Source organism: Streptomyces sp. NPDC040622, from assembly GCF_055593965.1.
The window spans coordinates 154697-177916 of the sequence record NZ_JBVIXD010000005.1; the positions used below are offsets into that span (position 1 = coordinate 154697).

The window sequence follows — 23220 nt, forward strand, 5'->3', positions numbered from 1 at the left end:
CCTTCTCTGGGCGGGAGGGGTGAGCGGGAGTTCTCCCCCCCCCCCCCCCCCCCCCCCCCCCCCCCCCCCCCCCTCCCCCCCCCCGCGCCTGCGCACACCCCTTGCCCCGCCCCTGTACACATGGGTACCGTCCCGGCCAGCTCCTGATCTACGCGCGTCATCCAGCACCGAGGTGGGAAACCCATGCTCCTCCGTACGACCGTGCTCGCCACCGCCACCGCCGCCCTGGTCGCCGCGGGGGCCGCCGTCGCCCCCACGGCGGACGACGGCTGGCAGCGGGCCGGCACCGACATCACCTCCGGCATCAGCGGCCTGGCCCTGTCCGGCCGCACGGACGGCGCGGCGCACGCCCTCGTCGTACGCGACAACAAGAAGCCCGGCCAGAACCGCGTCGCCGAACTCACCTACCGCGAGGGCCGCTCCGCGACCGTCGAACCGCTCGCCTGGTCGGGCGGTGCGGAGCCGGTCGACCTGGAGGCGATTGAGGCGGTGCCCGGCACCTCGGACGAGTACGTGGCACTCGCCAGCCGCGGCCTCGTCCACCACCTGAAGGTGAAGGGGTCCGAGGTCCACGTCCTGGACACCTCCCCGCTGCCCGGCATCGCCGACGGCGACGACTACGAGAGCTTCGCGCTGACCTCCCGGTACGGGAAGACGGCGGCGGTCTGGGCCGACCGGGGCGCCGGCAAGGACCGCCCCGCGACGGTGCACGCGGCGCCCTTCTCCTTCAACGAGTACGGCGAGGCGGACTTCGGCCCGCTCACCACGGCGCGCTTCCGCGCCGCCTACCCCACCGGCGCGGTCCGCCACGCCTCCGACCTCACCGTCACCGGCTCGGGCCGCCTGCTCGTCGGCTCGGCGTCGGACACGGGGGACGACGGCCCCTTCGACTCCGCGGTCAGCGACGCGGGCGGGGTGACCGTCAGCCGCCACGGCACCGTCCGGCTCACCCTCGCCAAGTCCCTAGACGTCCTGCGCAAGTTCAAGGGCCACAAGATCGAGGCGGTGGAGTGCGTACCGGGCACGCGGACGGCGCTGCTCGGCACGGACGACGAGAACGCGGGCGGGTATGTCAACTCGGCTTCTCTGTGCGGCAGTTGAGCCATCCCTTTGTTGACCCGGCGTCAGCGGCCAGGACGGCGGGAGTCCGTCCGTCGCGCCGGACGCGGCCCTGCTACCGTCCCCGCATGTCCAAGGCTGAGATCGACGCACTGACCGCCGAGTTCTTCGGCTCCCTCGACAACCGGGGCGCGAAGTCCGCCGACGTCGCCCGGATCCGTCACCTGATGGTGCCGGGCGGCGTGATCGTCAAGACCGGGCCGGAGTACGCGGCCTACACGGTGGACGAGTTCATCGAGCCCCGCGAGCAGCTGCTGGCCGAGGGGGGCGCGGGGCGGGTGACGGAGTTCTCCGAGTGGGAGATCTCCGAACGGACCGAGATCGGCGGGGACATCGCGTCGCGGTTCGGCGAGTACGGCAAGGCGGGGTTCCTGGACGGCGAGCCCTTCGAGGGCGTCGGCACGACGACGTTCCAGTTCGTCCGCACCCCCGAGGGCTGGCGGATCGCGGCGTTCTCCTGGTACGACCGGCCGTGAGGCGCCGCCCACCGGGGTGAACGGCGATTCACCCCGGTGAGGCCCGACGCCGGAAGGGCGTGAGCACCAGCGCCGCGAGGACCGCCGCGCCCCCTCCCAGCGCCATCACCACCTCCACGGACCGGGCGTCCACGACGACCCCGCCCGCCAGCGCGCCCAGCGAGATCGTCGCCTGGAACGACGACGTGAACAGGACGGACGCCGCCTCGGGAGCGTGCGGCGCGGCGCCCGCGAACCACGTCTGCGAGCAGACCGGCACGGCGCCGTACGCGAGCCCCCACACCAGGAGCAGCGCGAGCGCACCGGCCTTCCCCTCCCCCGCCGACGGCAACGACAGCGTCGCCGCGGCGAGCAGGCCGGCCGCCCCGGCGAAGACGGACCGGAGCGCGCGCCCCGCCCACGCACCCGCGAGGAAGGTGCCGACGACGCCTGCGAGCCCGTACGCGAGCAGGAACACGGTGATGAGGCGCGGGCCCGCGTGCGTCACCTCCGTGAGGAACGGGGTGACGTACGTATACGTGCCGAAGTGGGCCGTCACGATCAGGAACGTCACGGCGAGGCCCACCCGGACGCGGCCCGTGCCGAGCAGGTCGCGCAGCACGGTGAGCCGGGTGACGTGCCGGGGCGGCAGCGGGGGCAGGGTCAGCGTCAGCGCGGCGAGAGCGGCCAGCGTGAAGCCACCCATCGCTGCGAACACCGCACGCCAGCCCGCGAGTTGGGCCAGGAGGGTCCCCGCGGGCACGCCGAGGACGGAGCCGAGGGGGACGGCCGAGAAGATGACAGCGGTCGCCCGGCCCACCCGCGCCTCGGGCACCAGGCGGGAGGCGAGCCCCACGCCGATGGACCAGAACGCCCCGATGACGAAGCCGACGAGGACGCGCGAGACCATCATGAGCCGGTAGCCGGGGGCCCCGGCCGCGAGGAAGTTCGCGAGGGCGAGCACCAGCAGGAGCAGACAGAGCATGCGGCGCCGGTCGACGCGCGAGGTGGCGACCGTCACCGCCGGGGCGGCGACGGCGGCGAGGAATCCCGGCAGCACCATCATCAGACCGGACGTGCCGTCCGATGTCCCGAAGGTGTCGCCTATCGGGGTGAGGAGACCGATGGGGAGGATCTCGGTGGTGACGATCGCGAAGATCCCCATGGCGAGGGAGAGGACGGCGAGCCACCCGATCAGGGGCGATCGGGTGGCGGCCGCCGTGCGGTCGGCGGGGCGGGACGGGGGTGACGTGGTCGTCGGTGCGGGCATGGTGCCGAGTCCAGCAGAGCGGCCGGGTCCGGGTCTGGCACGAATTCGACGTCGACGTCGGGGCGGGCGTGGGGAGTTGCCGCGAGGTGCCGGGAGCGAACCCACCGGCCCGCGCCGCACGCCCCTCGCGCTTCGCCCCCCTTGGCTCAGCTCAGGATCGGCGTGGTCTGGGAGGAGCTGATCCTCCAGACGCCGTCCTCCTTCACCATGACGTAGGTGAGCCGTCCCGAGGTGGCGTGCAGCGGGGTCACCGGCTCGCCGTCGGCGCCGGGCCTCCGCCGGTCGGAGACGTGCTTGACGCTCGCCACGATCGCGACGTCCTCACGGAGGAACCGGATGTCCTCGACCTCGACGGTGGTGACCACGTCGGCCAGCGGCGACGCGAGCGCCTCGCGCATCGCCCCGGCCAGCGTGTCCCGCCCCGCCACACGACGCCCGCCGAAGTTCACGACGGCGGTGTGCAGCGGGATGAACCGGTCCACGTCCATCTGGAACTCCACGGCATCCCCGACGAGTTGACGGATGGCGGCGATCTCGACGGCTCGAACGGTCTCGACGGTCGCTTCGGTGCTCATGACGGTTCCCCCAGTACGGATGTGACGGTGACTCAGCGAGTGGGACGGAGCCGAACCGCTCCGTCGCCAGGATCCTGAGACATCAAGTCCGCTTGAGGTCAAGCAAGGACCACTTGAGGTCAAGCAAGGCCCGCTTGAGGTCAAGCACCGGCAGCCGCGGGGCTCACCGCCGTGCCACCCGCAGCCCCGCCGCGTCCTGCTGCTCCACATCGCTGTCCGTCGCGAGGTGCAGGGGGACGAGGACCAGCATCCAGTAGAAGCCGAACAGCCAGCGGGCGGTCAGCGGGAGGAGGCGGGGGCGGGTGCCGTCCGAGGCCCGGACCATGCGGAGGCCCGCCAGGAGTTTGCCGAGACTCGCCCTGGCCGGACGGGTGAGCAGGACCTGGTTCAGGAACGAGACTCCGAGTGCCGCACCGAACCCCGCGCCCCACATCGCCGGGGAGTTCACCCGGAGTTCGACCACTCCGTCAGAGACCGTGACGCCGACCGCCGCCGCGGCTGCCAGGCCGCACAGCAGGGCGACGAGCGCGTCGACGGTCGCCGCGGCGAGCCTGCGGGACGGGGCGAGGGCGGGGAACGGCGTGCGGGCGGGGTCTCGTCGCTGGGTGATCACGGCGCCTCAGCGTAGTCAGGGCCCCGGCCCCGCCGGGGGCGGGGCCGGGTCAGTCAGTGCGTCGTCGCCGGCTCCGGCTCCGTGGTGGTCGCGGAGGCGGCCGGGGTCTCCTTCGTACCGAGGTGGTTGAAGACGAGGTTCAGCGCCACCGCGAGGATGCAGCCCGTGGAGATACCGGAGCCGAGGACGATCTGCGCCCAGTCGGGGAACGCGTCGTAGAAGCCGTCGGAGAGCGCGGGGGCGAGGCCCGCGCCGAGGGTGACGACGACGATGAGGGCGTTGTCGCCGCGGTGCAGGTCCGCCTGGAGCAGCGTCTGGATGCCGCTGACGGCGATGGAGCCGAAGAGGAAGAGGCTGACGGCGGCCAGGACCGGCATGGGGACCACCGAGATCAGTGCCGCCGCGGCCGGGCTGAGGCCGATCAGGACGAGGATCGCGCCGCTGAGCGCGACCACGAAGCGGCTGCGCACCTTGGAGATCACGACCAGCCCGATGTTCTGGGCGAACGCACTGGCGTGGAAGGCGTTGAAGAGGGGGCTGAGCGCCGAGCCGAGGGCGTCCGCGCGCAGTCCGCGGGCGATGGTCCTCTCGTCGACGTCCCGCTCGACGATCTTCCCGAGGGCGATCATGTCGGCGGTCGACTCGGTGAGGATCACCAGCATCACGACGCACATGGAGATGATCGCGGGGATGTTGAACTCGGGGGCGCCGAAGTGCAGCGGGGAGGGGATGCCGACCGGGTCGGCCCCGTCCAGCTTGGAGAAGTCGGCGAGGCCCATGGGTATCGCGAGCAGCGTGCCGAAGATCATCGCGATGAGCATGCTGATCTGCTTGAGGAAGCCGCGCGTGAAGCGCTGGAGCAGGAGCATGACCAGGACGGTGGCGCCCGCGAGGCCGATGCTCTTCGGTTCCGGCGTGCCCGTCGCCGAGTCGTCGACGATCCAGTCGTATGCGACGGGGATCAGCGAGACACCGATGAGGGTGATGACCGAGCCCGTCACCACCGGCGGGAAGAACCGGACGAGCCGGGAGAAGTACGAACTGACCAGGAAGCCGAAGAGACTCGAGACGATGATCGCGCCGAAGACGACCGGCATGCCCGCCTCGACGCCGCCCTGGGTCGAGATGATCGTCAGCATCACGCCGACGCCGGCGAACGAGACGCCGTTGACGAACGGCAGCCGTGAGCCGATGAAGTTGCCGATGCCGAGGGTCTGCAGCAGGGTCGCGATGCCCGCCATCAGGAGGCTGCCGCCCATCAGTACGGCCGTGTCGCCCGGCGACATCTTCGCGGCGACGGCGACGACGAGCGGGACGGAGACCGCGCCCGCGTACATGGAGGCGACGTGCTGGAGGCTCGCGACGAGCATGCGGCCCGGCGGCAGGATCTCGTCGACCGGGTGGACCTCGGGGGCACCCGCCGCGGGGTCGGCGGACTTCACTTCAGAACTCATGGGTGCGCTTCTTCCGTTGCGTGACGCCGGAAGGCGGCCCCGTTCCGTGGGAGTTCATGAGACGCGGGACGGGGCCGACCCAAGCCGACTGGAAAGTAACTTCCGCCATGCGATCGACGGCGGCACGACGTTACGTCAGCGCACCCCGGCCGCGGAAGACCCCGCGACCACCGACATCGACCGTCCCGTCCGCACCCACCTGCCCGTTCGGCCACCGGAGGCTGCCCTTCGGCTTCTGGCCCCGAGCGACACCCACCGGGAAGAATGGATCCCTCTGTGACAGAGGAGCCCCCGTTGCGCGAACACGAGCACGCCAAGACGACCGACCCCGCGACGTCGCGAGCCGCCGCCCGCAGAGCCTCGGCAGGCCCCGAGTCCGACACCCCGCTGCAACGGCTCCTCGCCCTGCAGGGGTCCGCGGGCAACGCCGCCGTCGTCCAGATGCTGCGGGCCGAGCGGTCGCCGGACCAAGACCGCCACCAGCACGGCGCGGGCTGCGGCCACCAACAGGCCGAACAGGCCACGGTGCAGCGCGCCCCCGGCAAGGACCCGATGGCCATGGACATCGACAAGCTGGACTTCTCCGACGCCGAGGAGCTCTCGGACGGGGGCACCGACTCGGAGGCCGGCGAGTACGACTACGCGTCGTTCATGGCCGAGCGGGACACCCACCCTCGGGAGACCACGCCGACGCCCCAGGAGGCGGCCGGGTTCGGCGAGAGCACGTACGGCGTCGACCCGGGCAAGGTGAAGTCGATGCGCGAGGACAGGAAGCAGGGGCGTGACGCCCCGCCGCTGCGCTACCGCAAGGACAACGAGCTGCTGTACCGCTGGGACGGCAGGACGCCGGACCAGATCCTCGGCAAGGGGTTCAAACCCTGGAACGAGAAGCTCCCCGCGAGCCTGCGGCACTATCAGAAGCTGCTGCAGAAGACCGGTTTCGTCAGCACCACCCGCTCCCCCGGCGGGTACGTGCCGGACTGGGCGCGCCAGGCCGACGGCAGCGGCTACCGCTACGTGATCAGCGCCCCGGGCGGCATCGACCTGGTGGACACGCTGGGCACCACGTCCTTCGTCCAGCAGCAGGAAGTCATCTTCTGGAAGGGCATCCAGGCCGGCCACATCCTGCGTGCGGAACTGTGCGACAAGGACGGCAAGGTCATCAAGGTCATCCCCAGCGGGGGCGCCGCCTCGGCGGACCCCAACGCCATGGATGTCGACGGCTGAGGTACCCGGCCCCGAGCAGGCCGCCCAGGCGGCTCTCGCGCCCGACCCCGGCACGCCACACAGGCGGCCCCTCGCACCTGACCGCGCGAGGGGCCGCCTGAGCTCTTTCCGCCGGGTCAGTGCGCGACCGCCTGTCCCGGCACGCGCGACTCGGCGATCTCCCCGCCCGGCTCCATCGGCGCCGTGACGTCGTCGTCGCCACTGCCGTTGCCGATGTGGTTGAAGACCAGGTTCAGGAGCACGGCGGCCACACAGCCCGTCGAGATGCCCGAGTCCAGGATGATCTTCGCGGTCTCCGGGAACGCGTGGTAGAACTCCGGCGCCGCGATCGGGATGAGGCCGACGGCCAGCGACACGGCCACGATCAGGACGTTGTTGTCCTTCTCCAGGTTGGCCTTGACCAGCGTCTGGATACCGCTGGCCGCGACCGAGCCGAAGAGGACGACGCCCGCGCCGCCCAGCACCGGGCGCGGCACGACCGCGATCAGCGAGGCGGCCATCGGGCACAGGCCCATCAGGACCAGGAAGCCGCCGCCCGCGGCGACCACGTAACGGCTGCGGATCTTCGTCATCGCGACCAGGCCGATGTTCTGCGCGAAGGCGCTGCACATGAAGCCGTTGAACAGCGGGCTGACCGCGGAGCCGAGGGTGTCGGCGCGCAGGCCAGCGGCGATGGTCTTCTCGTCGGCGGGGCGCCCGACGATCTCACCGAGGGCCAGCATGTCGGCGGTGGACTCGGTCATCGAGACGACCATGACGACGCAGAGGGAGACGATCGCGGCGGCGGCGAACTGCGGTGCGCCGAAGTGGAACGGCGTCGGGAAGCCCACGATGTCCGCGTCGCCGACCGGGCCGAAGTCCGTGACGCCGAAGGGGATCGCGACGACGGTACCGATGACGAGGCCGAGCAGGACCGCGATCTGCTTGACGAAGCCGGTGGTGAAGCGGCGCAGCAGCAGGACGATGACGAGCGTGATCCCGGCGAGGCCGAGGTTCTTCATCGAGCCGTAGTCGTCGGCTCCCGGGACGGGTCCCTGCGCCCAGCCGAAGGCGACCGGCATCAGCGAGATGCCGATGAGGGTGATGACCGTGCCGGTGACCACGGGCGGGAAGAAGCGGATCATCTTGGAGAAGAACGGGGCGGCGATGAAGCCGAGCACGCCCGCCACGATCACCGCGCCGAAGATGATCGGCAGCGCGTCGTCCTTGTTGTCGGTCGAGTCGACGACCGCGATCATCGGCGCGACACCGGCGAAGGTGACGCCGTTGACGAAGGGCAGCCGGGCGCCGATCTTCCAGATGCCGAGCGTCTGCAGGAAGGTCGCGAGACCGGCGGTGAACAGACAGGCGCCGGTGAGGAACGTGAGTTCCTTGGCGGAGAGGCCGATCGCCGCGCCCACGATGAGCGGCGGGGCGACGACACCCGCGTACATGGCGGCCACGTGCTGGAGGCCGGTGGTCGCCATCTTCAGTGCGGGGAGCTTCTCGTCGACGGGATGTATCGCCCCGTCGGGTATGGACCCGTCGTCGGTCTCCGGGTCCGGGGTGTTGCCTTGCTTGGTGAACCTGGGCTGAGTGGCCACTGTGGCTCCTCCGGTTGTTTTCCAGTACCGGCTGGGCCGCCGGCACTTTTCGCTTCTGGGAGGTGGTGCGTCGTGCAAGGACTTGCTCGATGTGAAGTTGTGGGTGGTACCGCGAAGTACCGGCGTGGCCGGTGGGAATGCGCCCAGGTAGTACTGACCGCCCCGGGAACGCGAAGCTTTGGGCCGCGTTCCGGGGCGGCACTTGAGCAGCCCGCTCGGCTGCTCAAGTCCGGTCAAGGGCCGTCCCCCCTGACCGGAGTTCTTGGGTTCAGCTCTCGGCGGCGATCCGCGCGAGGCGCTGCGCCTCGTCCCGCGTGGAACGGGCGATGGCGTCCTCGTCGGCGTTCAGCAGGCGGCCGTTCTCGACGACCGGCTTGCCGTTGACGAGGGAGAGCGAGACCGGGGCCGCGGCGCCGAAGACGATGGCGGTCACCGGGTCGGCGATCGAGGCGTGTCCGATGCCGTCGATCTTCCAGAGCACCAGGTCGGCGAGCTTGCCTGCCTCCAGCGAGCCGATCTGCGGGGCACGGCCGAGGACCTGCGCACCGCCGTAGGTGCCAAGACGCAGTGCCTGACGGGCGTTCAGGGCGGCTTCGCGGTGGGCGCCGAGACGGTTGATCAGCAGGGCGTTGCGCAGCTCGGTGTGGAGCTCGCCGGACTCGTTGGACGCGGTGCCGTCGACGCCGAGGCCGACGGGGACACCCGCCTTGAGCATGTCGGGCACGCGGGCGATGCCGGCCGCGAGGCGCGCGTTGGAGGACGGGCAGTGGGCGACACCGGTGCCCGTACGGGCGAAGGCGGCGATGTCGGAGTCGTTCATGTGGACGCAGTGCGCCATCCACACGTCGTCACCGAGCCAGCCCGTGGACTCGAAGTAGTCGGTGGGGCCCATGCCGAAGAGCTCGTGGCAGAACTTCTCCTCCTCGACCGTCTCGCTGCCGTGGGTGTGCAGACGTACACCCAGGCGGCGGGCCAACTCAGCGCCCTGCTTCATGAGTTCGGTGGATACGGAGAACGGCGAGCAGGGGGCGACGGCCACCTGCGTCATCGCGTCGAAGGACGCGTCGTGGTGCTTCTTGACGGTCTCCTCGGTCGCGGCGAGCGCGCCCTCGAGGGTCTCGACGGCGAAGTCCGGCGGCAGGCCGCCGTCCTTCTCGCTGCGGTCCATGGAACCGCGGGCCAGGGTGAAGCGCACGCCCATCTCGGAGGCGGCACGGATGATCGAGCCCGACAGGTCGCCGGAGCCCTGCGGGAAGACGTAGTGGTGGTCCATGGCGGTGGTGACACCGCCGCGGGCCATCATCCCGAGGGAGCCCTGCGCCGCCGCGTACGTCATCTGCTCGTCGATGCGCGCCCACGTCGGGTACAGCGCCACCAGCCAGTTGAACAGGTTGTGGTCGGTGGCGAGGCCCCGGGTGATCCACTGGTAGAAGTGGTGGTGCGTGTTGACCAGGCCGGGGGTGACCAGGTGGCCGGTGCCGTCGACGCGGCGCACGACGTTCTGAAGGCCCTGCGGGGCCTGGCCCGCGCCGATCGACTCGATCTTGTTGCCCGCGACGACGACGTAGCCGGAGGCGTACTCGGTGTCGTTGGCATCGACGGTGGCGATGGCACAGTTCTCGATGACGATGCGCTCTACGGCGCCTTGCGGGTTTGCCGATGCTGCCATGGTGCTTCCTTAAGGTGTGTGGCGAGTGGGCACGGCATGACCCTAGGAAGATTTGAGTGCCGCGGCGGTGGAGCCACGGGTGCCGAGATGGTGGAAGAACAGATTGAGGGTGACCGCGACGAGCGCGCCTGCGCTGATGCCGGAGCCGAGCACGGTCTGGGCCCACGCGGGGAACTCCGCGTAGAAGGTGGGCGCGGCGAGCGGGATGATGCCCGCCCCGAGCGACACGGCCACCAGGATGATGTTGGAGCTGTCGTCCAGGCCCGCTTCGGAGAGCGTACGGATGCCGCTGACCGCGATGGAGCCGAAGAGGACGATGCCCGCGCCGCCGAGGACCGGCATGGGGACCACGTTCACCACGGCGCCGAGCACCGGGAAGGCACCGAGCACGATGAGCGCGCCGCCCGCGACCGCCACGACGTAGCGGCTGCGGACCCGGGTGAGCGAGACGACGCCGACGTTCTGGGCGAAGGCGGAGGTCGGGAAGCCGCCGAAGACGGGTCCCACCAGGGTGGCGATGCCGTCGGTGCGCAGACCGCGGGTGATGGTCCTCCCGTCGGTCTTACGCTCGCAGATCTCACCGAGGGCCAGCATGCCGGCCGCGGACTCGGTCATCAGGACCAGCATCACGATGCAGAGCGAGAGGATCGCGGCGGGCTGGAAGACGGGCGCGCCGGCGGCGAACGGGGTGGGCAGGGCGGCCAGCGGAGCGGTCTGTACGGAGGTGAAGTCGGCGAGTCCGAACGGGATCGCGGCGAGCGTTCCGATGAACATGCCCGCCAGCAGGGCGACTTGCTTGAGGAAACCGCGTCCGAAGCGCTGGAAGAAGAGGATCACGACGAGCGTGAAGGCGGCAAGCGCCAGGTACTTCATGTCGCCGAACGTCGGGTCCGTGTCGTCCCCGCCCTGCGCCCACTTCACGGGCACGGGCATCAGCGTGACGCCGATGAGGGTGATGACGACGCCGGTGACCAGCGGCGGGAAGAAGCGCAGGAGCCTGCCGAAGAAGGGTCCGACAGCGAGGCAGAAGACGCCCGCGACCATCACCGCACCGTAGATCGCGGGGAGTTGGTCGCCCTTGGCGTTGGTCTCTGCGATGGCGAGGATGGGCGCGATGCCCGCCGAGGAGGCGGCGTTCACGAACGGCAGCCGGTTGCCGACGAATCCCTTGACGCCGAGGGTCTGCAGGATGGTGGCGAGACCGGCGATCAGCAGCCCCGCCGCGATCAGCCGGGTCTGGGCCACGGTGTCCAGCCCGCAGGCCTGGCCGATGATGAGCGGAGGGGTGACGACACCCGCGTACATGGCGGCGATGTGCTGGAGCGCGGCGGGGACGAGCCGCGAGGGGTGAAGCTTCTCATCCACCGGGTGACAGTCGGGAGTTGACTCACCGACAGCCGCATCCGATGGGGTGGAACATGGGCCTTCTGCCGGCCCCGTTGCAGGCTGTGCCATTGCTGTTCCCTCCGGTGTGGCGCGCCCCCGCCCACTGCGGCGGAGCGGGGGCGCGCGTCCCGCGTCAGAGGTTGGTCATGTCGACCGGGATCTTCGGCTCGACGCCGTCCCGCAGGATGGTGGCCTCGATGAGGCCGTAGGGGCGGTCGGCGGCGTAGTAGACCGCTCCGTCCTTGGCCGCGTTGTCGAGGCCGAAGGGCGAGAGGTCCTGGCGGAAGTGGTGCTTGTTGGGCGCGGAGAAGCGGATCTCGTCGATCTCGCTGCGGTTGTTGATGACCCGCGAGCCCATCTGGTACAGCGTCTGCTGGAGGGAGAGCGAGTAGGTCTCCACGAAGGCGTGCAGGATGTGCTTCTTGGACTGCTCGTACGAGCGCTCCCAACTCGGCATGCGCTGCTCGTCGTTGGTCCAGTTGTGCCGCCACCAGGTGGAGAGCGAGGTGGCGAGGATGCGGTCGTAGTCCTCTTGCAGGGTCGTGTACTTGTCCTTGATGTAGCCCCAGAACTCGGAGTTCGTGGAGTTCATCACGGTCAGGTCCTTCAGACCGGAGAGGACCTCGAAGTTCTGGCCGTCGTAGGTGATCTGGGCGAGCCGCGTCTCCTGGCCCTTGCGGACGAAGGAGTGCTTGACCTCGTCGGCGCCGATGAACTTGGAGTTGCTGTCGGAGCCGCCGATGCGCTCCCAGCTGTACTCCTCGATGCGGATGCGGGCGCGGTGGATCGAGGGCTGGCTGTCCACGAAGTGCCGGGCGAGGTGGATGCCGTACTGCTCGGCGGACTCGATGCCGTATTCCTTGGCGAACGCGAAGCAGGTGTTCTTCGTCGTGTCCGTCGGCAGGCAGTTGGCGTTCGAGCCGTTGTAGTGGACGTCGTCCAGGTCGCCGGAGAGGGCGACGGAGACGTTCAGGTCCTTGATGTGATGGGTGTCGCCGTCCCGCGTGATCTTAACGACCCGGTTCTCAGCCTTGCCGTACTGGTTCTGTCCCAGAATGGTGGGCATGTCTGCTAGCTCCCTCGGTAAACGGAGTAGCCGAACGGGTTGAGCAGCAGCGGTACGTGGTAGTGCTCGCCCGGCTTGACGGCGAACGTGATCGCCACCTCCGGGAAGAACGCTCCGGTCGCATCGCTGTCCCGATTCGCGGGGGCGTCCTGCTGCGCCTCGGCTTGCTTGTTCTGCTTGGTCAGGAAGTACGACTCGGTCTCGAAGTCGAGCCGTACGTGGGTGGTCCCCTCCGGCAGGGCCGGCAGGTCCTTGCAACGCCCGTCCGCGTCGGTCTTGCTGCCGCCGAGCGCCGTCCACTGCGCGCCGGAGCCGCTGCGGGCCGACAGGGCGATGGCGACACCCTCGGCGGGGCGTCCGACGCTGGTGTCCAGGATGTGCGTGGACACCGAGGCGGTGTTGGCAGCGGTTTCCGTGCTCATGCGGCTTGCTCCTCCAGGAGGCGGGTCAGGCGGATGCGGTTGATCTTGCCCAGTTCGGAGCGGACGGTCTCCCGCTCCTGTTCGGGCGAGTTGCCGATCCGTTCCTTGACCGCGTCCCTCATCTGCTCGCCGGTGCGACCGGTTGCGCAGATCAGGAAGACGTGGCCGAACTTGTCCTGGTAGGCCAGGTTCAGTTCGAGCATCTCGGCCTTGAGTTCCTCGGAGGCGCCGGCCATGCCCCGCTGTTCGCGGGACGAGGTCGGGTCCCCGGGCTTCGGGCGGCCGATCGGCGGGTGCCCCGCCATCGCCTCGGCGAGGTCGTCGGCCGTGAGCTGCGCCATGGCGGCGTCGCTCGCGGCGAAGAGGTCTTCGGCGGTGGCGTAGGGGCGCTGGGAGAGCAGTGTGCTTCCCCAGGCCGTAGAGGCGCAGGCCTCGTGGAGCGCGGCGGTGGCCGCGGCCTCCTCCAAGGCGTTGAACCGGGTGAGACCCGGTGTCGTACTCGAAGTCACGGGGAGCCTCCGTGGCCTTGTGCTGGACGGGCTGCGGAACAGCTAAGACCTTCAACAACACCGCGTCAACAGTTTGTTGAAATAACTTGAACAAAGAAGCCGCCACCCGCAATACGGGTGACGGCTCGGCGGCACAGAGTGACCAAAGTGACTGTGGTGACAGCTGAGGGAATGACGCGCGGACCGCGCCGGGATCACTCGCCCTTGGCCGCGTTCTCCCTGTTCAGGTAGTTGTACACGGTGAAACGGCTGACGCCGAGCGCGCCCGCCACCGTCTCGACCCCGTGCCGGACGGAGAAGGCGCCGCGTGCCTCCAGTATCCGTACGACCTCCTGCTTGGCCTTGCGGTCCAGCTCGGACAGCGGCCGGCCCTGCTTGCGCTCCAGGGCGAGCAGGATGTGGTCCAGGGAGTCGGCGAGCTGCGGCAGCCGCACGGCCACCACGTCCTCACCCTCCCAGGCCAGGACGACGTCGTCGACCCCGGCCTGGTCCGGCGGCATCATCTCGCCGCCCATCGCGTCCACCAGCGGCTTGACCGCGGTGACGAAGGGGTCGTCCCCGAAGCTGGTCACTTATCCGCCTCCCCCGGATCCACCGGATCCACCGGATCCCCCGGGTCCACCGGTTCGCCGATCACGTTGACCTGGAGGGAGACGCGCGTGGCGCCCGCCCCCAGGGACCGGCGCAGCATCGCGTCGACGGCAGTCAGCACCGCGTCGACGTCGCCCTCGGCCGTATTGCCGAAGGGACCTACGTCCACGGTGTCCAGCGGGGCCCCCTGGATGACCTCACGGGCCACCACCGCGTGCTGCGGGGCCTCGTCGAGATCGAAGGGTTCGGTCGTGAACTCCACTCTCAATCGCACGGTGCACAACCTAATGCCGCCGCTCGATTTTTCGGCAGTCCCCTCTTGACAGCTTCCGCGGATCGGGGGCAGTCTTCCATCAAGCAGAAATGAACTTCCGCAATACGGAAGGAGCGCGGAAGCCCCATGGGATACTCCGACCAGCGCTTCAATGTGAACCTGTCGATCCTCTTCACCGAGCTCCCGCTCCTGGAGCGCCCCGCGGCCGCCGCGAAGGCCGGCTTCACCGCGGTCGAGCTGTGGTGGCCCTGGGTCGACGCCCCCACCCCCGAGCAGTCCGAGCTCGACGCCCTGAAGAAGGCGATCGAGGACGCGGGCGTCCGGCTCGTGGGCCTGAACTTCTACGCCGGACAGCTGCCGGGACCCGACCGCGGCGCCCTGTCGATCCCCGGCGAGGAGAGCGCGAAGTTCCGCGCGAACCTCGCGGTGGCGGCGGACTTCGCCAAGTCGCTCGGCTGCACGGCGCTCAACGCGCTGTACGGAAACCGCGTCGACGGCGTGGACCCGGCCGTCCAGGACGAGCTCGCCCTGGAGAACCTGGTGCTCGCGGCCCGCGAGGCCGACCGCGTCGGCGCGATCCTGCTGATCGAGGCGCTGAACAAGCCCGAGTCGCCGCTCTGCCCGATCGTGAGCGCGCCCAAGGCGATCGAGATCGTGGACAAGGTGAACGCGGCCACCGGCCTCGGCAACGCCAAGTTCCTCATGGACCTGTACCACCTGTCCATGAACGGCGAGGACCTGCCGTCGGTCATCGAGCAGTACGCCGGCAAGACCGGCCACGTGCAGATCGCGGACAACCCCGGCCGCGGCGCCCCCGGCACCGGCTCGCTCCCCCTCGAAGGCCTTCTCGACCAGCTCAAGAAGGTCGGTTACGAGGGCTGGGTCGGCCTGGAGTACAAGGCCGGCGACCGCCCGAGCGCCGAGTCCTTCGACTGGCTGCCCGCCGAGGCCCGCGCCGCGCGCTGAGCGCCAACTCCCCGACGTACGACAGCAGTTAGAGAGGCACCCTCATGAGCAACCTTCCCAAGATCGCGTGGATCGGCCTCGGCATCATGGGCTCCCCCATGGCCGAGAACCTGATCAAGGCGGGTTACTCCGTCACCGGCTTCACCCTGGAGCAGGACAAGCTGGACCGGCTGGCCGCGGCCGGCGGCACCGCCGTCAAGTCCATCGCCGAGGCCGTCAAGGACGCCGACGTCGTCGTGACGATGGTGCCGGCCTCCCCGCAGGTCGAGGCCATCGCGTACGGTGCCGACGGCATCCTGGAGAACGCGAAGTCCGGCGCGCTGATCGTCGACATGTCCTCGATCACCCCGCAGACCTCGGTGGACCTGGCCAAGGCCGCCAAGGAGAAGGGCCTGCGCGTCCTGGACGCCCCCGTCTCGGGCGGCGAGGCCGGTGCCATCGAGGCCGTGCTCTCCATCATGGTCGGCGGTGAGCAGGCCGACTTCGACGAGGCCAAGCCGCTCCTGGACGCGCTGGGCAAGACCATCGTGCTGTGCGGTCCGCACGGCTCGGGTCAGACGGTCAAGGCCGCCAACCAGCTCATCGTCGCCGTGAACATCCAGGCGTGCGCCGAGGCCGTGGTCTTCCTGGAGAAGTCCGGCGTGGACCTGAAGGCCGCGCTCGACGTCCTGAACGGCGGCCTCGCGGGCTCGACCGTCCTGACGCGCAAGAAGGACAACTTCCTGAACCGCGACTTCAAGCCCGGCTTCCGGATCGACCTGCACCACAAGGACATGGGCATCGTCACCGACGCCGCCCGCAACGTGGGCGCGGCCCTTCCGGTCGGCGGCGTCGTCGCCCAGCTCGTCGCCTCGCTGCGCGCCCAGGGCGACGGCGGCCTCGACCACTCCGCCCTGCTGCGCTCCGTCGAGCGCCTCTCGGGCTCCGAGGTCTAAGACCTCCCCCGGCCCCCCTTCCGGGGCCCCCAGACTTCCGGGCCGTGGCGTCGCTGACACCTGTCCTGTCGCGCCCAGGCGCCGCCGCGGCCCGGAACACCCACTGCTCCACCCGCCGCACCAAGGCCCACCCAAAAACTTCAACAAACTGTTGACGTGGCTGCTCAGGGGTCCATACGCTCCCGAACACCGTCAGCAGTCGAAGCAGTTCCGTACGGAAGGTCAACCTCGCCACCATGTCGAAGCGTGTGCTCACGACCGAGTCCGGCGCCCCCGTCGCCGACAACCAGAACTCCGCCACCGCCGGCATTGGTGGCCCGATCCTCCTCCAGGACCAGCACCTCCTGGAGAAGCTGGCCCGCTTCAACCGTGAGCGCATCCCGGAGCGCGTCGTGCACGCCCGCGGCTCCGGCGCGTACGGCCACTTCGAGGTGACCGACGACGTCACCGGCTTCACCCACGCCGACTTCCTCAGCGAGATCGGCAAGCGCACCGAGGTCTTCCTGCGCTTCTCGACCGTGGCGGACAACCTCGGTGGCGCGGACGCGGTCCGTGACCCGCGCGGCTTCGCGCTGAAGTTCTACACCGAGGACGGCAACTACGACCTCGTCGGCAACAACACGCCGGTGTTCTTCATCAAGGACCCGCTGAAGTTCCCCGACTTCATCCACTCGCAGAAGCGCGACCCCTTCACGGGCAAGCAGGAGCCGGACAACGTCTGGGACTTCTGGGCGCACGCCCCCGAGGCCACGCACCAGATCACCTGGCTGATGGGCGACCGCGGCATCCCCGCCTCGTACCGCCACATGAACGGCTACGGCTCGCACACCTACCAGTGGACGAACGCGCAGGGCGAGGCCTTCTTCGTCAAGTACCACTTCAAGACGAACCAGGGCGTCCGCAGCCTCTCCGCCGAACAGGGCGCCGAGCTCGCGGGCCAGGACCCGAACTCGCACCAGACGGACCTCCTGCAGGCCATCGAGCGCGGCGTGAACCCGTCCTGGACCCTGCACGTGCAGATCATGCCGGCGGCGGACGCGGCCGAGTACCGCTTCAACCCGTTCGACCTCACCAAGGTGTGGCCGCACAAGGACTACCCGCTGCAGCGCGTGGGCCGCCTGGTCCTGGACCGCAACCCGGACAACGTCTTCGCCGAGGTCGAGCAGGCCGCCTTCTCCCCGAACAACTTCGTTCCGGGCATCGGCCCCTCCCCCGACAAGATGCTCCAGGGCCGCCTGTTCGCCTACGCGGACGCGCACCGCTACCGTCTGGGCGTCAACCACACCCAGCTCGCGGTGAACGCCCCCAAGGCGACGAAGGCCGACAACTACGGCCGCGACGGCCTGATGGCGTCCAACGCGTACGGCCGCGACCGCAAGAACTACGAGCCCAACTCGTACGACGGTCCCGCCGAGACCGGCCAGGCCCTCTCCGCGCCGCTCGCCGTCAACGGCCACACCGGCACGCACGAGGCCCCGGCCCACACCAAGGACGACGACTTCTTCCAGGCGGGCGAGCTCTTCCGCCTGATGTCCGAGGACGAGAAGTCCCGTCTGGTGGCGAACATCGCCGGCGGCCTGTCCCAGGTCTCCCGCGACGACGTCATCGAGAAGAACCTCGCCCACTTCCACGCCGCCGACGCCGACTACGGCAAGCGCGTCGAGAAGGCCGTCCGCGCCCTGCGCGAGGACTGAGCGAGCGAGGGTAACTCCCAGGCTGCGCCGGTGGGTTGACGGGAGGTCGACTCACCGGTGCTGAGCCCGCACCGCCACGGACCCGGATGAGGGGTGGTCCCGTGGACACCGCGGGCACGTCCGCCCCGGCGGACAGGAACGGGTCCGCGGTGGCTCTGCGAGCCAGTGCGGTGGTCAAGGTCCGACGGCTTCCTTCTCGACCTGAGGGAGGGGAATCCACGGTCCATCGCAGGCCGCCGCGGCCCCCTCTTCCGCCCTCCGTCGCCCCGGAGGGCCCCACCTGCTCCGCCCGGCAGCGCGCATGCATGTTCCGCCAGTCGCGCGCCGTCGGGCGGTCACAACTTCACATCCCAAGGCCAGAGAGCCGAGCACGGACGGTCCCGCGCTCGGCTCTCTTCATGGGGCGATGGGGTGCTCGGGGTCGGTGAGGGAGCGGTGGGCGGTGTCCAGGAGCTCTTCGCAGGTGAGGACCTCGACGCGGGTCACACGGGTGATGAACGTGCCCGGCGCCTCATCGATCTCGTCCTCCGGCACGTCGGCCTGAAGGCCTGAAGGCCTGAAGGCCTGGATGCCTGAAGGCCTGGATGGCCGATCAGGACGACGGCACCGGCTCGGCGCGTCCAGAGACCGAACTCCTCACGGATGCGGTCACGGTGCTCGTCCAGCCCCACGAGGCAGTTGACGGGATGTCCACCTCGTCACCGGGCACCAGCCGTCGTTGGGCGGCTTGGGCGGCTTCGCCGGCTCACAGCCACCGAAGATCCAGGGCTGACCGCGGAGGGCCCTCTGCAGGCCGTGCTCGGACGCTTCGGGGTCCTCGACGTCAATGCGGGGTCCTCGACGTCAATGCGGCCGTCACGCGGGACGCGCTCAAGCCAGAGCGCCGGCCCCGCCCTGCCGCGCGGGATGACGTGACGCCCCGGGCGGCCGTCGGGAGCCTCCATGAACCTGGTGCCCTCGCCCGGGGCCAAGCCCTCGGCACCGACAATCTCCCGCACACGCCGAAGGGGCGGTCCACCCCGCCGGGTGGACCGCCCCTGTCAGTGGCTCAGGCCGACGTCCGTCAGACCTTCAGCGGACGGATCGCCGTCGGCGCGTGGCCCGGCTCCGTCGCGATCTCCTCGAACTCCTTGACGTCGCTGATGTCCGCCGTGGGGCTCATCGAGATGTTCGTGATGCGCTCCAGGATCGCCTCGACGACGACCGGCACACGGTGCTCCACGGCCAGCTTCTTGGCCAGCTCGAAGGCCGGCAGGAGCTCGTCGGGCTCGGTGACGCGGATCGCCTTGCAGCCCAGGCCCTCGGCCACCTTGACGTGGTCGACGCCGTAGACGCCCAGCTCGGGGCTGTTCTGGTTCTCGAACTCCAGGTTGACCTGGAAGTTGATGTCCAGACCGATCTGCGCCTGCCGGATCAGGCCCAGGTAGGCGTTGTTCACCAGGACGTGGACGTAGGGGATGCGGTGCTGCGCGCCGACCGCCAGCTCCTCGATCATGAACTGGAAGTCGTAGTCGCCCGACAGCGCGACGACCGGGGTCTCCGGGTCGGCCTTGGAGACGCCGAGGGCGGCCGGGATGGTCCAGCCGAGCGGGCCCGCCTGGCCGCAGTTGATCCAGTGCCGCGGCTTGTAGACGTGCAGCATCTGCGCGCCCGCGATCTGCGAGAGGCCGATGGTGGTGACGTAGCGCGTCTCCGGGCCGAAGGCCTTGTTCATCTCCTCGTAGACCCGCTGCGGCTTCATCGGGACGTTGTCGAAGTGCGTGCGGCGCTGCAGGCTCTCCTTGCGCCCCAGGTGGGAGGCGACCCACTCCGAGCGGTCCGGCAGCTTGCCCGCGGCCTTGAGCTCCTTGGCGACCTCGACGAACAGCTCCAGGGCGACCTTGGCGTCCGAGGCGATCCCGTAGTCCGGCGCGAAGATCTTGCCGATCTGGGTGGGCTCGATGTCGACGTGCACGAACTTGCGGCCCTGGGTGTACACGTCCAGCTTGTAGCCGGTGTGACGGTTGGCCCAGCGGTTGCCGATGCCGAGGACGAAGTCCGACTCCAGGAACGTGGCGTTGCCGTAGCGGTGGCCGGTCTGCTGGCCGACCATGCCCGCGTTCAGGTCGTGGTCGTCGGGGATGGTGCCCCAGCCCATCAGGGTGGGCACGACCGGGGTGTTGGTGATCTCGGCGAACTCGACCAGGAGGTCGGAGGCGTCGGCGTTGATGATGCCGCCGCCCGCGACGATCAGCGGGCGCTCGGACTCCACCAGGAAGCGGATCGCCTTCTCGATCTGGGCGCGGGTCGCGGACGGCTTGTAGACCGGCAGCGGCTCGTACGTCTCCGGGTCGAACTCGATCTCGGTCTGCTGGACGTCGATGGGCAGGTCGATGAGGACCGGGCCCGGACGGCCCGAGCGCATCAGGTGGAAGGCCTGCTGGAAGACGCCGGGGACCTGCGCGGCCTCCAGGACCGTGACGGCCATCTTCGTGACCGGCTTGGCGATGGTCGCGATGTCGACGGCCTGGAAGTCCTCCTTGTGCAGGAGGTGCGTCGGCGCCTGGCCGGTGATGCACAGGATCGGGATCGAGTCGCCGATCGCGGAGTACAGGCCGGTGATCATGTCGGTGCCGGCCGGTCCTGACGTACCGATGCAGACACCGATGTTGCCCGGGTTGGCCCGGGTGTAGCCCTCGGCCATGTGCGAGGCGCCCTCGACGTGGCGGGCGAGGGTGTGGTCGATGCCACCGCCCTCCTTGAGCGCCTTGTAGAAGGGGTTGATCGCGGCGCCCGGAACACCGAACGCGTTGACGACGCCTTCGCGCTTGAGGATCTCAACTGCCGCGCGGGCAGCGGTCATACGAGCCATGGGGTTCTCCTGCTTCGACAGCTACGACAGCTCTTCGGCTGCCGGATACGGCTGGCGGATCCGGCTCCCGTCGCGCCCCGCGGTGAGCTTCTGTTTCCGCATTGTGGAAATTTTGTTCTGCTATATGGAAGCAATGTATGCGGGCTTCCCGGAGACCGTCAAGAGAGACCGGGGGAACGTCTCTCTTCGGCCCGGTTCACCCGTTCACTCAACTCGCAGCCGACGGGCACCCCTTGGGTGGAGGATGGGAAGGAGACGGCGCAAGGGACGGGACAGCACCCCGGCGAGCGGGGCGCGACGACGGCACGCCGTGCGGCAGGCGGTGGAGACGGTGACGGACAGTGGCGTGCCGATACGGTGCCCGGGCTGCCGGCGCGAGCATCTGTACGCTCCCCCGGCCTACCCCTGCGTGTGCGGCGCCCCCGTGGTCCCGCCCCTCGCGCGGGGCGCGGCGGTGGTGCGGGTCACGGACCGGGCCTGGGCGGACGAGTGGGTCACGGTGCGGTGCGGGGCCTGCGGACGGCAGGGGCAGTGGCCGCAGCCCGAGCTGGACTGCGGCTGCGGGGCGGTACTGCGCGTACCGGTCGCTCCGGGTCTTGGTCCCGCGCGACTGTGGGAGAAGGAGACCCATGGGGACGACGGGGCGCTCGGTTCGTGCGCCGGAACGCCCGGAACGGAACCGTCCGGCACACGAGCGCCCGGCCCGGCGGACCCCGGCGCGGAGGCGTCCGGCCCGGCGGAGCCCGGCACGAAAGCGCCCGGCCCAGCAGCCCCCGGCACGGAGGCGTCCGGCCCAGCAGGCCCCGGCACGGAGGCGTCCGGCCCGGCGGAGCCCGGCGCCGAAGACCCGCGCCCCGAGGACCTCGCCCTCCCCTCCCACATCCCGCTGCCGGTCACGGCCCCGCGCCCCCGCCCCGCCTTCCGCCCGGTCACGATCCGTGACGCCCGCGACGCCGTGACCGTCACCGCGCTGTATCTGCGGTGGCTCGGCTACCTGAACACGCGCAGCGCCGCCCGGCGTCCGCCCTCCGGAGCCCGGATCGCCGCGCGCGGCATGCTGGCGCAGGTCGAGCCCGAGCTGCGGCCGACCACCCTGCGCGACATCGAGTGTCTGTGGCTCACCGCCATGACGGAGGCCGGCGAGACCCCCGTGACCTGTGCGTTCTTCTCCCTCGCCGGGTACACCGCCGGGGCCCGCACCCGGGCGGACTCCTTGGGCGTGCCGCTGTTCACGATGGATCTGACCGGCACGCCCCAGCCGGTCAACACCGCTGCGGACGAGCTGGTCGCGACGGGGGCGTGAGCCGACGGCCCCGTACCGCCAAGGGCAAGGGCCACTGGGCTGCGGACGGGCCAGGGACTACGGGCGCGGGAGTGCGGTCCGGCCCGCGCCGCGCAGATGCGCCAGGTGCCGCGAAAGCGCCAGCGAGGCCATCAGCGCGACGAGCCCGCACACCCCCGGCCAGCCGAAGACGCCGTAGGCCCGCACCGCCAGCCAGGACCCGATGCTGCCGCCCAGGTAGGCGCAGGTCATGTAGGCCGTGTTGAGCCGGGCCCGCGCCCGGTCGCTCAGGCCGAAGATCCGTACCTGGTTGGCGACCGTGCCCGACTGCATCGCGACGTCGAGCAGCAGCGACCCCACCGCGAGGGCGGCGAGCCCCGCCACCCCGCCGAGTCCCCCGGCGAGAAGCACCGCGGACGCCACGAGCACGGCGACGATGCAGACGAGGTTGACCGTGTCGGATCCCCGCCGGTCCACCTGCCGTCCGGCCACCGGCGTACAGATCATGGTCGCCGCGTTGACCAGGGCGAGCACGCCGACCGCCGAGGCCCCGAGACCGTACTCGGGACCGGTCAGCAGCAGTGCCACGCCGGTCCACAGAGCGGAGAACCCGCCGAAGAGCATCGCCTGGTAGAAGCCCGAGCGGCGCAGTTCCGGTTCGGTGCGCAGCAGCCGCAGCGACTCGGCGAGCAGCGCGGGGTAGCGCTGGCGGGACGGCGCGGTCGACCTCGGCAGCGCGCGGGCCAGGACGCAGGCGATGAGCAGGGTGACGGCCGACGTCATCAGGTAGGGGGCGCGCCACCCCAGCCACTCCCCCACGGCGCCGCCGAACACGCGGGACAGGAGCATCCCGCCGATCGACCCGCTCAGCAGCGTGCCTGCCACGGCGCCGCGGCGTTCCTCGGGGACGAGGCCGGCGGCCGTCGGCGCGATGACCTGGGCCACCACGGTGGTGACGCCGATCAGGACGCTCCCGGCGATCAGTGGTGAGAGCCCCGGCGCGGCGCCCGCACCGAGCAGGCCGAGTCCGGTGAGCGCGAGGAGCGTGAGGATGAGCGTCCGGTAGGGGATGCGGTCGCCGAGCGGTACGAGGAGGAAGATGCCGCCCGCGTAGCCGAACTGGGTGGCCGTGACGACGAGCGCCGCCGTATCGGCCGGCACACCGAGTCCGTCGGCGACCAGCGGACTGACGGCCTGCGGGAAGTAGACGTTGCCGACGGCCACACCGCAGGTGACGGCGAGCAGCAGCACCATGCCGCGGCTCAGGCCCGGCGGCCCC

Annotated in this window: 22 protein-coding genes; 7 read left to right on the top strand and 15 right to left on the bottom strand. The window is 70.3% G+C overall.

The features are described 5' to 3' along the window. Positions 1-183 precede the first annotated feature (183 nt). Positions 184-1101, top strand: coding sequence for a hypothetical protein (locus ACZ592_RS15515; RefSeq protein ID WP_471582058.1), 918 nt, complete (start codon positions 184-186; stop codon positions 1099-1101). 86 nt (positions 1102-1187) lie between these two features. Continuing rightward, positions 1188-1595: a nuclear transport factor 2 family protein gene (locus ACZ592_RS15520; RefSeq protein WP_471582059.1), complete on the top strand. Its 408-nt coding sequence runs from the start codon at positions 1188-1190 to the stop codon at positions 1593-1595. Between the two features lie 28 nt (positions 1596-1623). On the opposite strand, the gene ACZ592_RS15525 is transcribed toward ACZ592_RS15520, so the two are convergent. From ACZ592_RS15525 to ACZ592_RS15540, 4 genes are all read right to left on the bottom strand, one after another. Continuing rightward, complete coding sequence (locus ACZ592_RS15525; protein ID WP_471582060.1) at positions 1624-2844, bottom strand: MFS transporter; 1221 nt, start codon at positions 2842-2844, stop codon at positions 1624-1626. Between the two features lie 146 nt (positions 2845-2990). After that, the gene (locus ACZ592_RS15530) at positions 2991-3419 is read right to left on the bottom strand and encodes an SgcJ/EcaC family oxidoreductase (protein ID WP_471582061.1); all 429 of its coding nucleotides are present in this window, start codon (positions 3417-3419) and stop codon (positions 2991-2993) included. A 163-nt stretch (positions 3420-3582) separates the two neighbouring features. Continuing rightward, entirely contained in the window at positions 3583-4032 is a 450-nt protein-coding gene (locus ACZ592_RS15535; protein WP_471582062.1) for an RDD family protein, read from the bottom strand. Positions 4033-4085: 53 nt separating this feature from the next. After that, a complete protein-coding gene (locus tag ACZ592_RS15540; protein ID WP_471582063.1) occupies positions 4086-5486 on the bottom strand; it encodes a nucleobase:cation symporter-2 family protein in 1401 nt (466 codons plus the stop codon). 276 nt (positions 5487-5762) lie between these two features. On the opposite strand from ACZ592_RS15540, the gene ACZ592_RS15545 reads away from it, so the two are divergent. Then, positions 5763-6713, top strand: a complete 951-nt coding sequence (locus ACZ592_RS15545) for a scabin-related ADP-ribosyltransferase (RefSeq protein WP_471582064.1) — start codon at positions 5763-5765, stop codon at positions 6711-6713. Positions 6714-6829: 116 nt separating this feature from the next. On the opposite strand, the gene ACZ592_RS15550 is transcribed toward ACZ592_RS15545, so the two are convergent. From ACZ592_RS15550 to ACZ592_RS15585, 8 genes are all read right to left on the bottom strand, one after another. Next, entirely contained in the window at positions 6830-8179 is a 1350-nt protein-coding gene (locus tag ACZ592_RS15550; RefSeq protein WP_471582455.1) for a nucleobase:cation symporter-2 family protein, read from the bottom strand. 385 nt (positions 8180-8564) lie between these two features. Next, positions 8565-9965, bottom strand: coding sequence for an 8-oxoguanine deaminase (locus ACZ592_RS15555; protein WP_471582065.1), 1401 nt, complete (start codon positions 9963-9965; stop codon positions 8565-8567). Between the two features lie 42 nt (positions 9966-10007). After that, positions 10008-11420, bottom strand: a complete 1413-nt coding sequence (locus tag ACZ592_RS15560) for a nucleobase:cation symporter-2 family protein (RefSeq protein WP_471582066.1) — start codon at positions 11418-11420, stop codon at positions 10008-10010. Positions 11421-11484: 64 nt separating this feature from the next. Next, the gene (gene pucL / locus ACZ592_RS15565; protein ID WP_471582067.1) at positions 11485-12417 is read right to left on the bottom strand and encodes a factor-independent urate hydroxylase; all 933 of its coding nucleotides are present in this window, start codon (positions 12415-12417) and stop codon (positions 11485-11487) included. A 5-nt stretch (positions 12418-12422) separates the two neighbouring features. Beyond that, on the bottom strand, positions 12423-12839 hold the full coding sequence (gene uraH / locus ACZ592_RS15570) for a hydroxyisourate hydrolase (RefSeq protein WP_471582068.1): 417 nt from the start codon (positions 12837-12839) through the stop codon (positions 12423-12425). Continuing rightward, the gene (gene uraD, locus ACZ592_RS15575) at positions 12836-13348 is read right to left on the bottom strand and encodes a 2-oxo-4-hydroxy-4-carboxy-5-ureidoimidazoline decarboxylase (RefSeq protein ID WP_471582069.1); all 513 of its coding nucleotides are present in this window, start codon (positions 13346-13348) and stop codon (positions 12836-12838) included. Before uraD ends, uraH begins: the two co-directional genes overlap by 4 nt. Before the next feature lie 194 nt (positions 13349-13542). Next, positions 13543-13920, bottom strand: a complete 378-nt coding sequence (locus ACZ592_RS15580; RefSeq protein WP_471582070.1) for a helix-turn-helix domain-containing protein — start codon at positions 13918-13920, stop codon at positions 13543-13545. Next, positions 13917-14213: a YkoF family thiamine-binding protein gene (locus ACZ592_RS15585; protein WP_471582071.1), complete on the bottom strand. Its 297-nt coding sequence runs from the start codon at positions 14211-14213 to the stop codon at positions 13917-13919. The genes ACZ592_RS15580 and ACZ592_RS15585 overlap by 4 nt, the downstream gene beginning before the upstream one ends. A 126-nt stretch (positions 14214-14339) precedes the next feature. Between ACZ592_RS15585 and ACZ592_RS15590 the strand changes: the two genes are divergently transcribed. From ACZ592_RS15590 to ACZ592_RS15600, 3 genes are all read left to right on the top strand, one after another. Continuing rightward, positions 14340-15179 carry a TIM barrel protein gene (locus ACZ592_RS15590; RefSeq protein ID WP_471582072.1) on the top strand — a complete coding sequence of 280 codons (840 nt, stop codon included), beginning with the start codon at positions 14340-14342 and terminating at the stop codon, positions 15177-15179. Positions 15180-15223: 44 nt separating this feature from the next. Continuing rightward, positions 15224-16114, top strand: a complete 891-nt coding sequence (locus ACZ592_RS15595) for a 2-hydroxy-3-oxopropionate reductase (protein WP_471582073.1) — start codon at positions 15224-15226, stop codon at positions 16112-16114. 236 nt (positions 16115-16350) lie between these two features. Beyond that, positions 16351-17808, top strand: a complete 1458-nt coding sequence (locus ACZ592_RS15600) for a catalase (RefSeq protein WP_471582074.1) — start codon at positions 16351-16353, stop codon at positions 17806-17808. A 396-nt stretch (positions 17809-18204) separates the two neighbouring features. Here the strand turns inward: ACZ592_RS15600 and ACZ592_RS15605 are convergent, their stop codons facing one another. Beyond that, positions 18205-18342: a hypothetical protein gene (locus tag ACZ592_RS15605; RefSeq protein WP_471582075.1), complete on the bottom strand. Its 138-nt coding sequence runs from the start codon at positions 18340-18342 to the stop codon at positions 18205-18207. A gap of 529 nt (positions 18343-18871) precedes the next feature. Beyond that, the gene (gcl, locus tag ACZ592_RS15610; RefSeq protein ID WP_471582076.1) at positions 18872-20659 is read right to left on the bottom strand and encodes a glyoxylate carboligase; all 1788 of its coding nucleotides are present in this window, start codon (positions 20657-20659) and stop codon (positions 18872-18874) included. A 346-nt stretch (positions 20660-21005) separates the two neighbouring features. Between gcl and ACZ592_RS15615 the strand changes: the two genes are divergently transcribed. Further along, the gene (locus ACZ592_RS15615; RefSeq protein WP_471582077.1) at positions 21006-21962 is read left to right on the top strand and encodes a hypothetical protein; all 957 of its coding nucleotides are present in this window, start codon (positions 21006-21008) and stop codon (positions 21960-21962) included. 57 nt (positions 21963-22019) lie between these two features. On the opposite strand, the gene ACZ592_RS15620 is transcribed toward ACZ592_RS15615, so the two are convergent. Then, positions 22020-23195 (bottom strand): MFS transporter, encoded by a 1176-nt coding sequence (locus tag ACZ592_RS15620; protein ID WP_471582456.1) that lies wholly within the window; start codon positions 23193-23195, stop codon positions 22020-22022. Positions 23196-23220 lie beyond the last annotated feature (25 nt).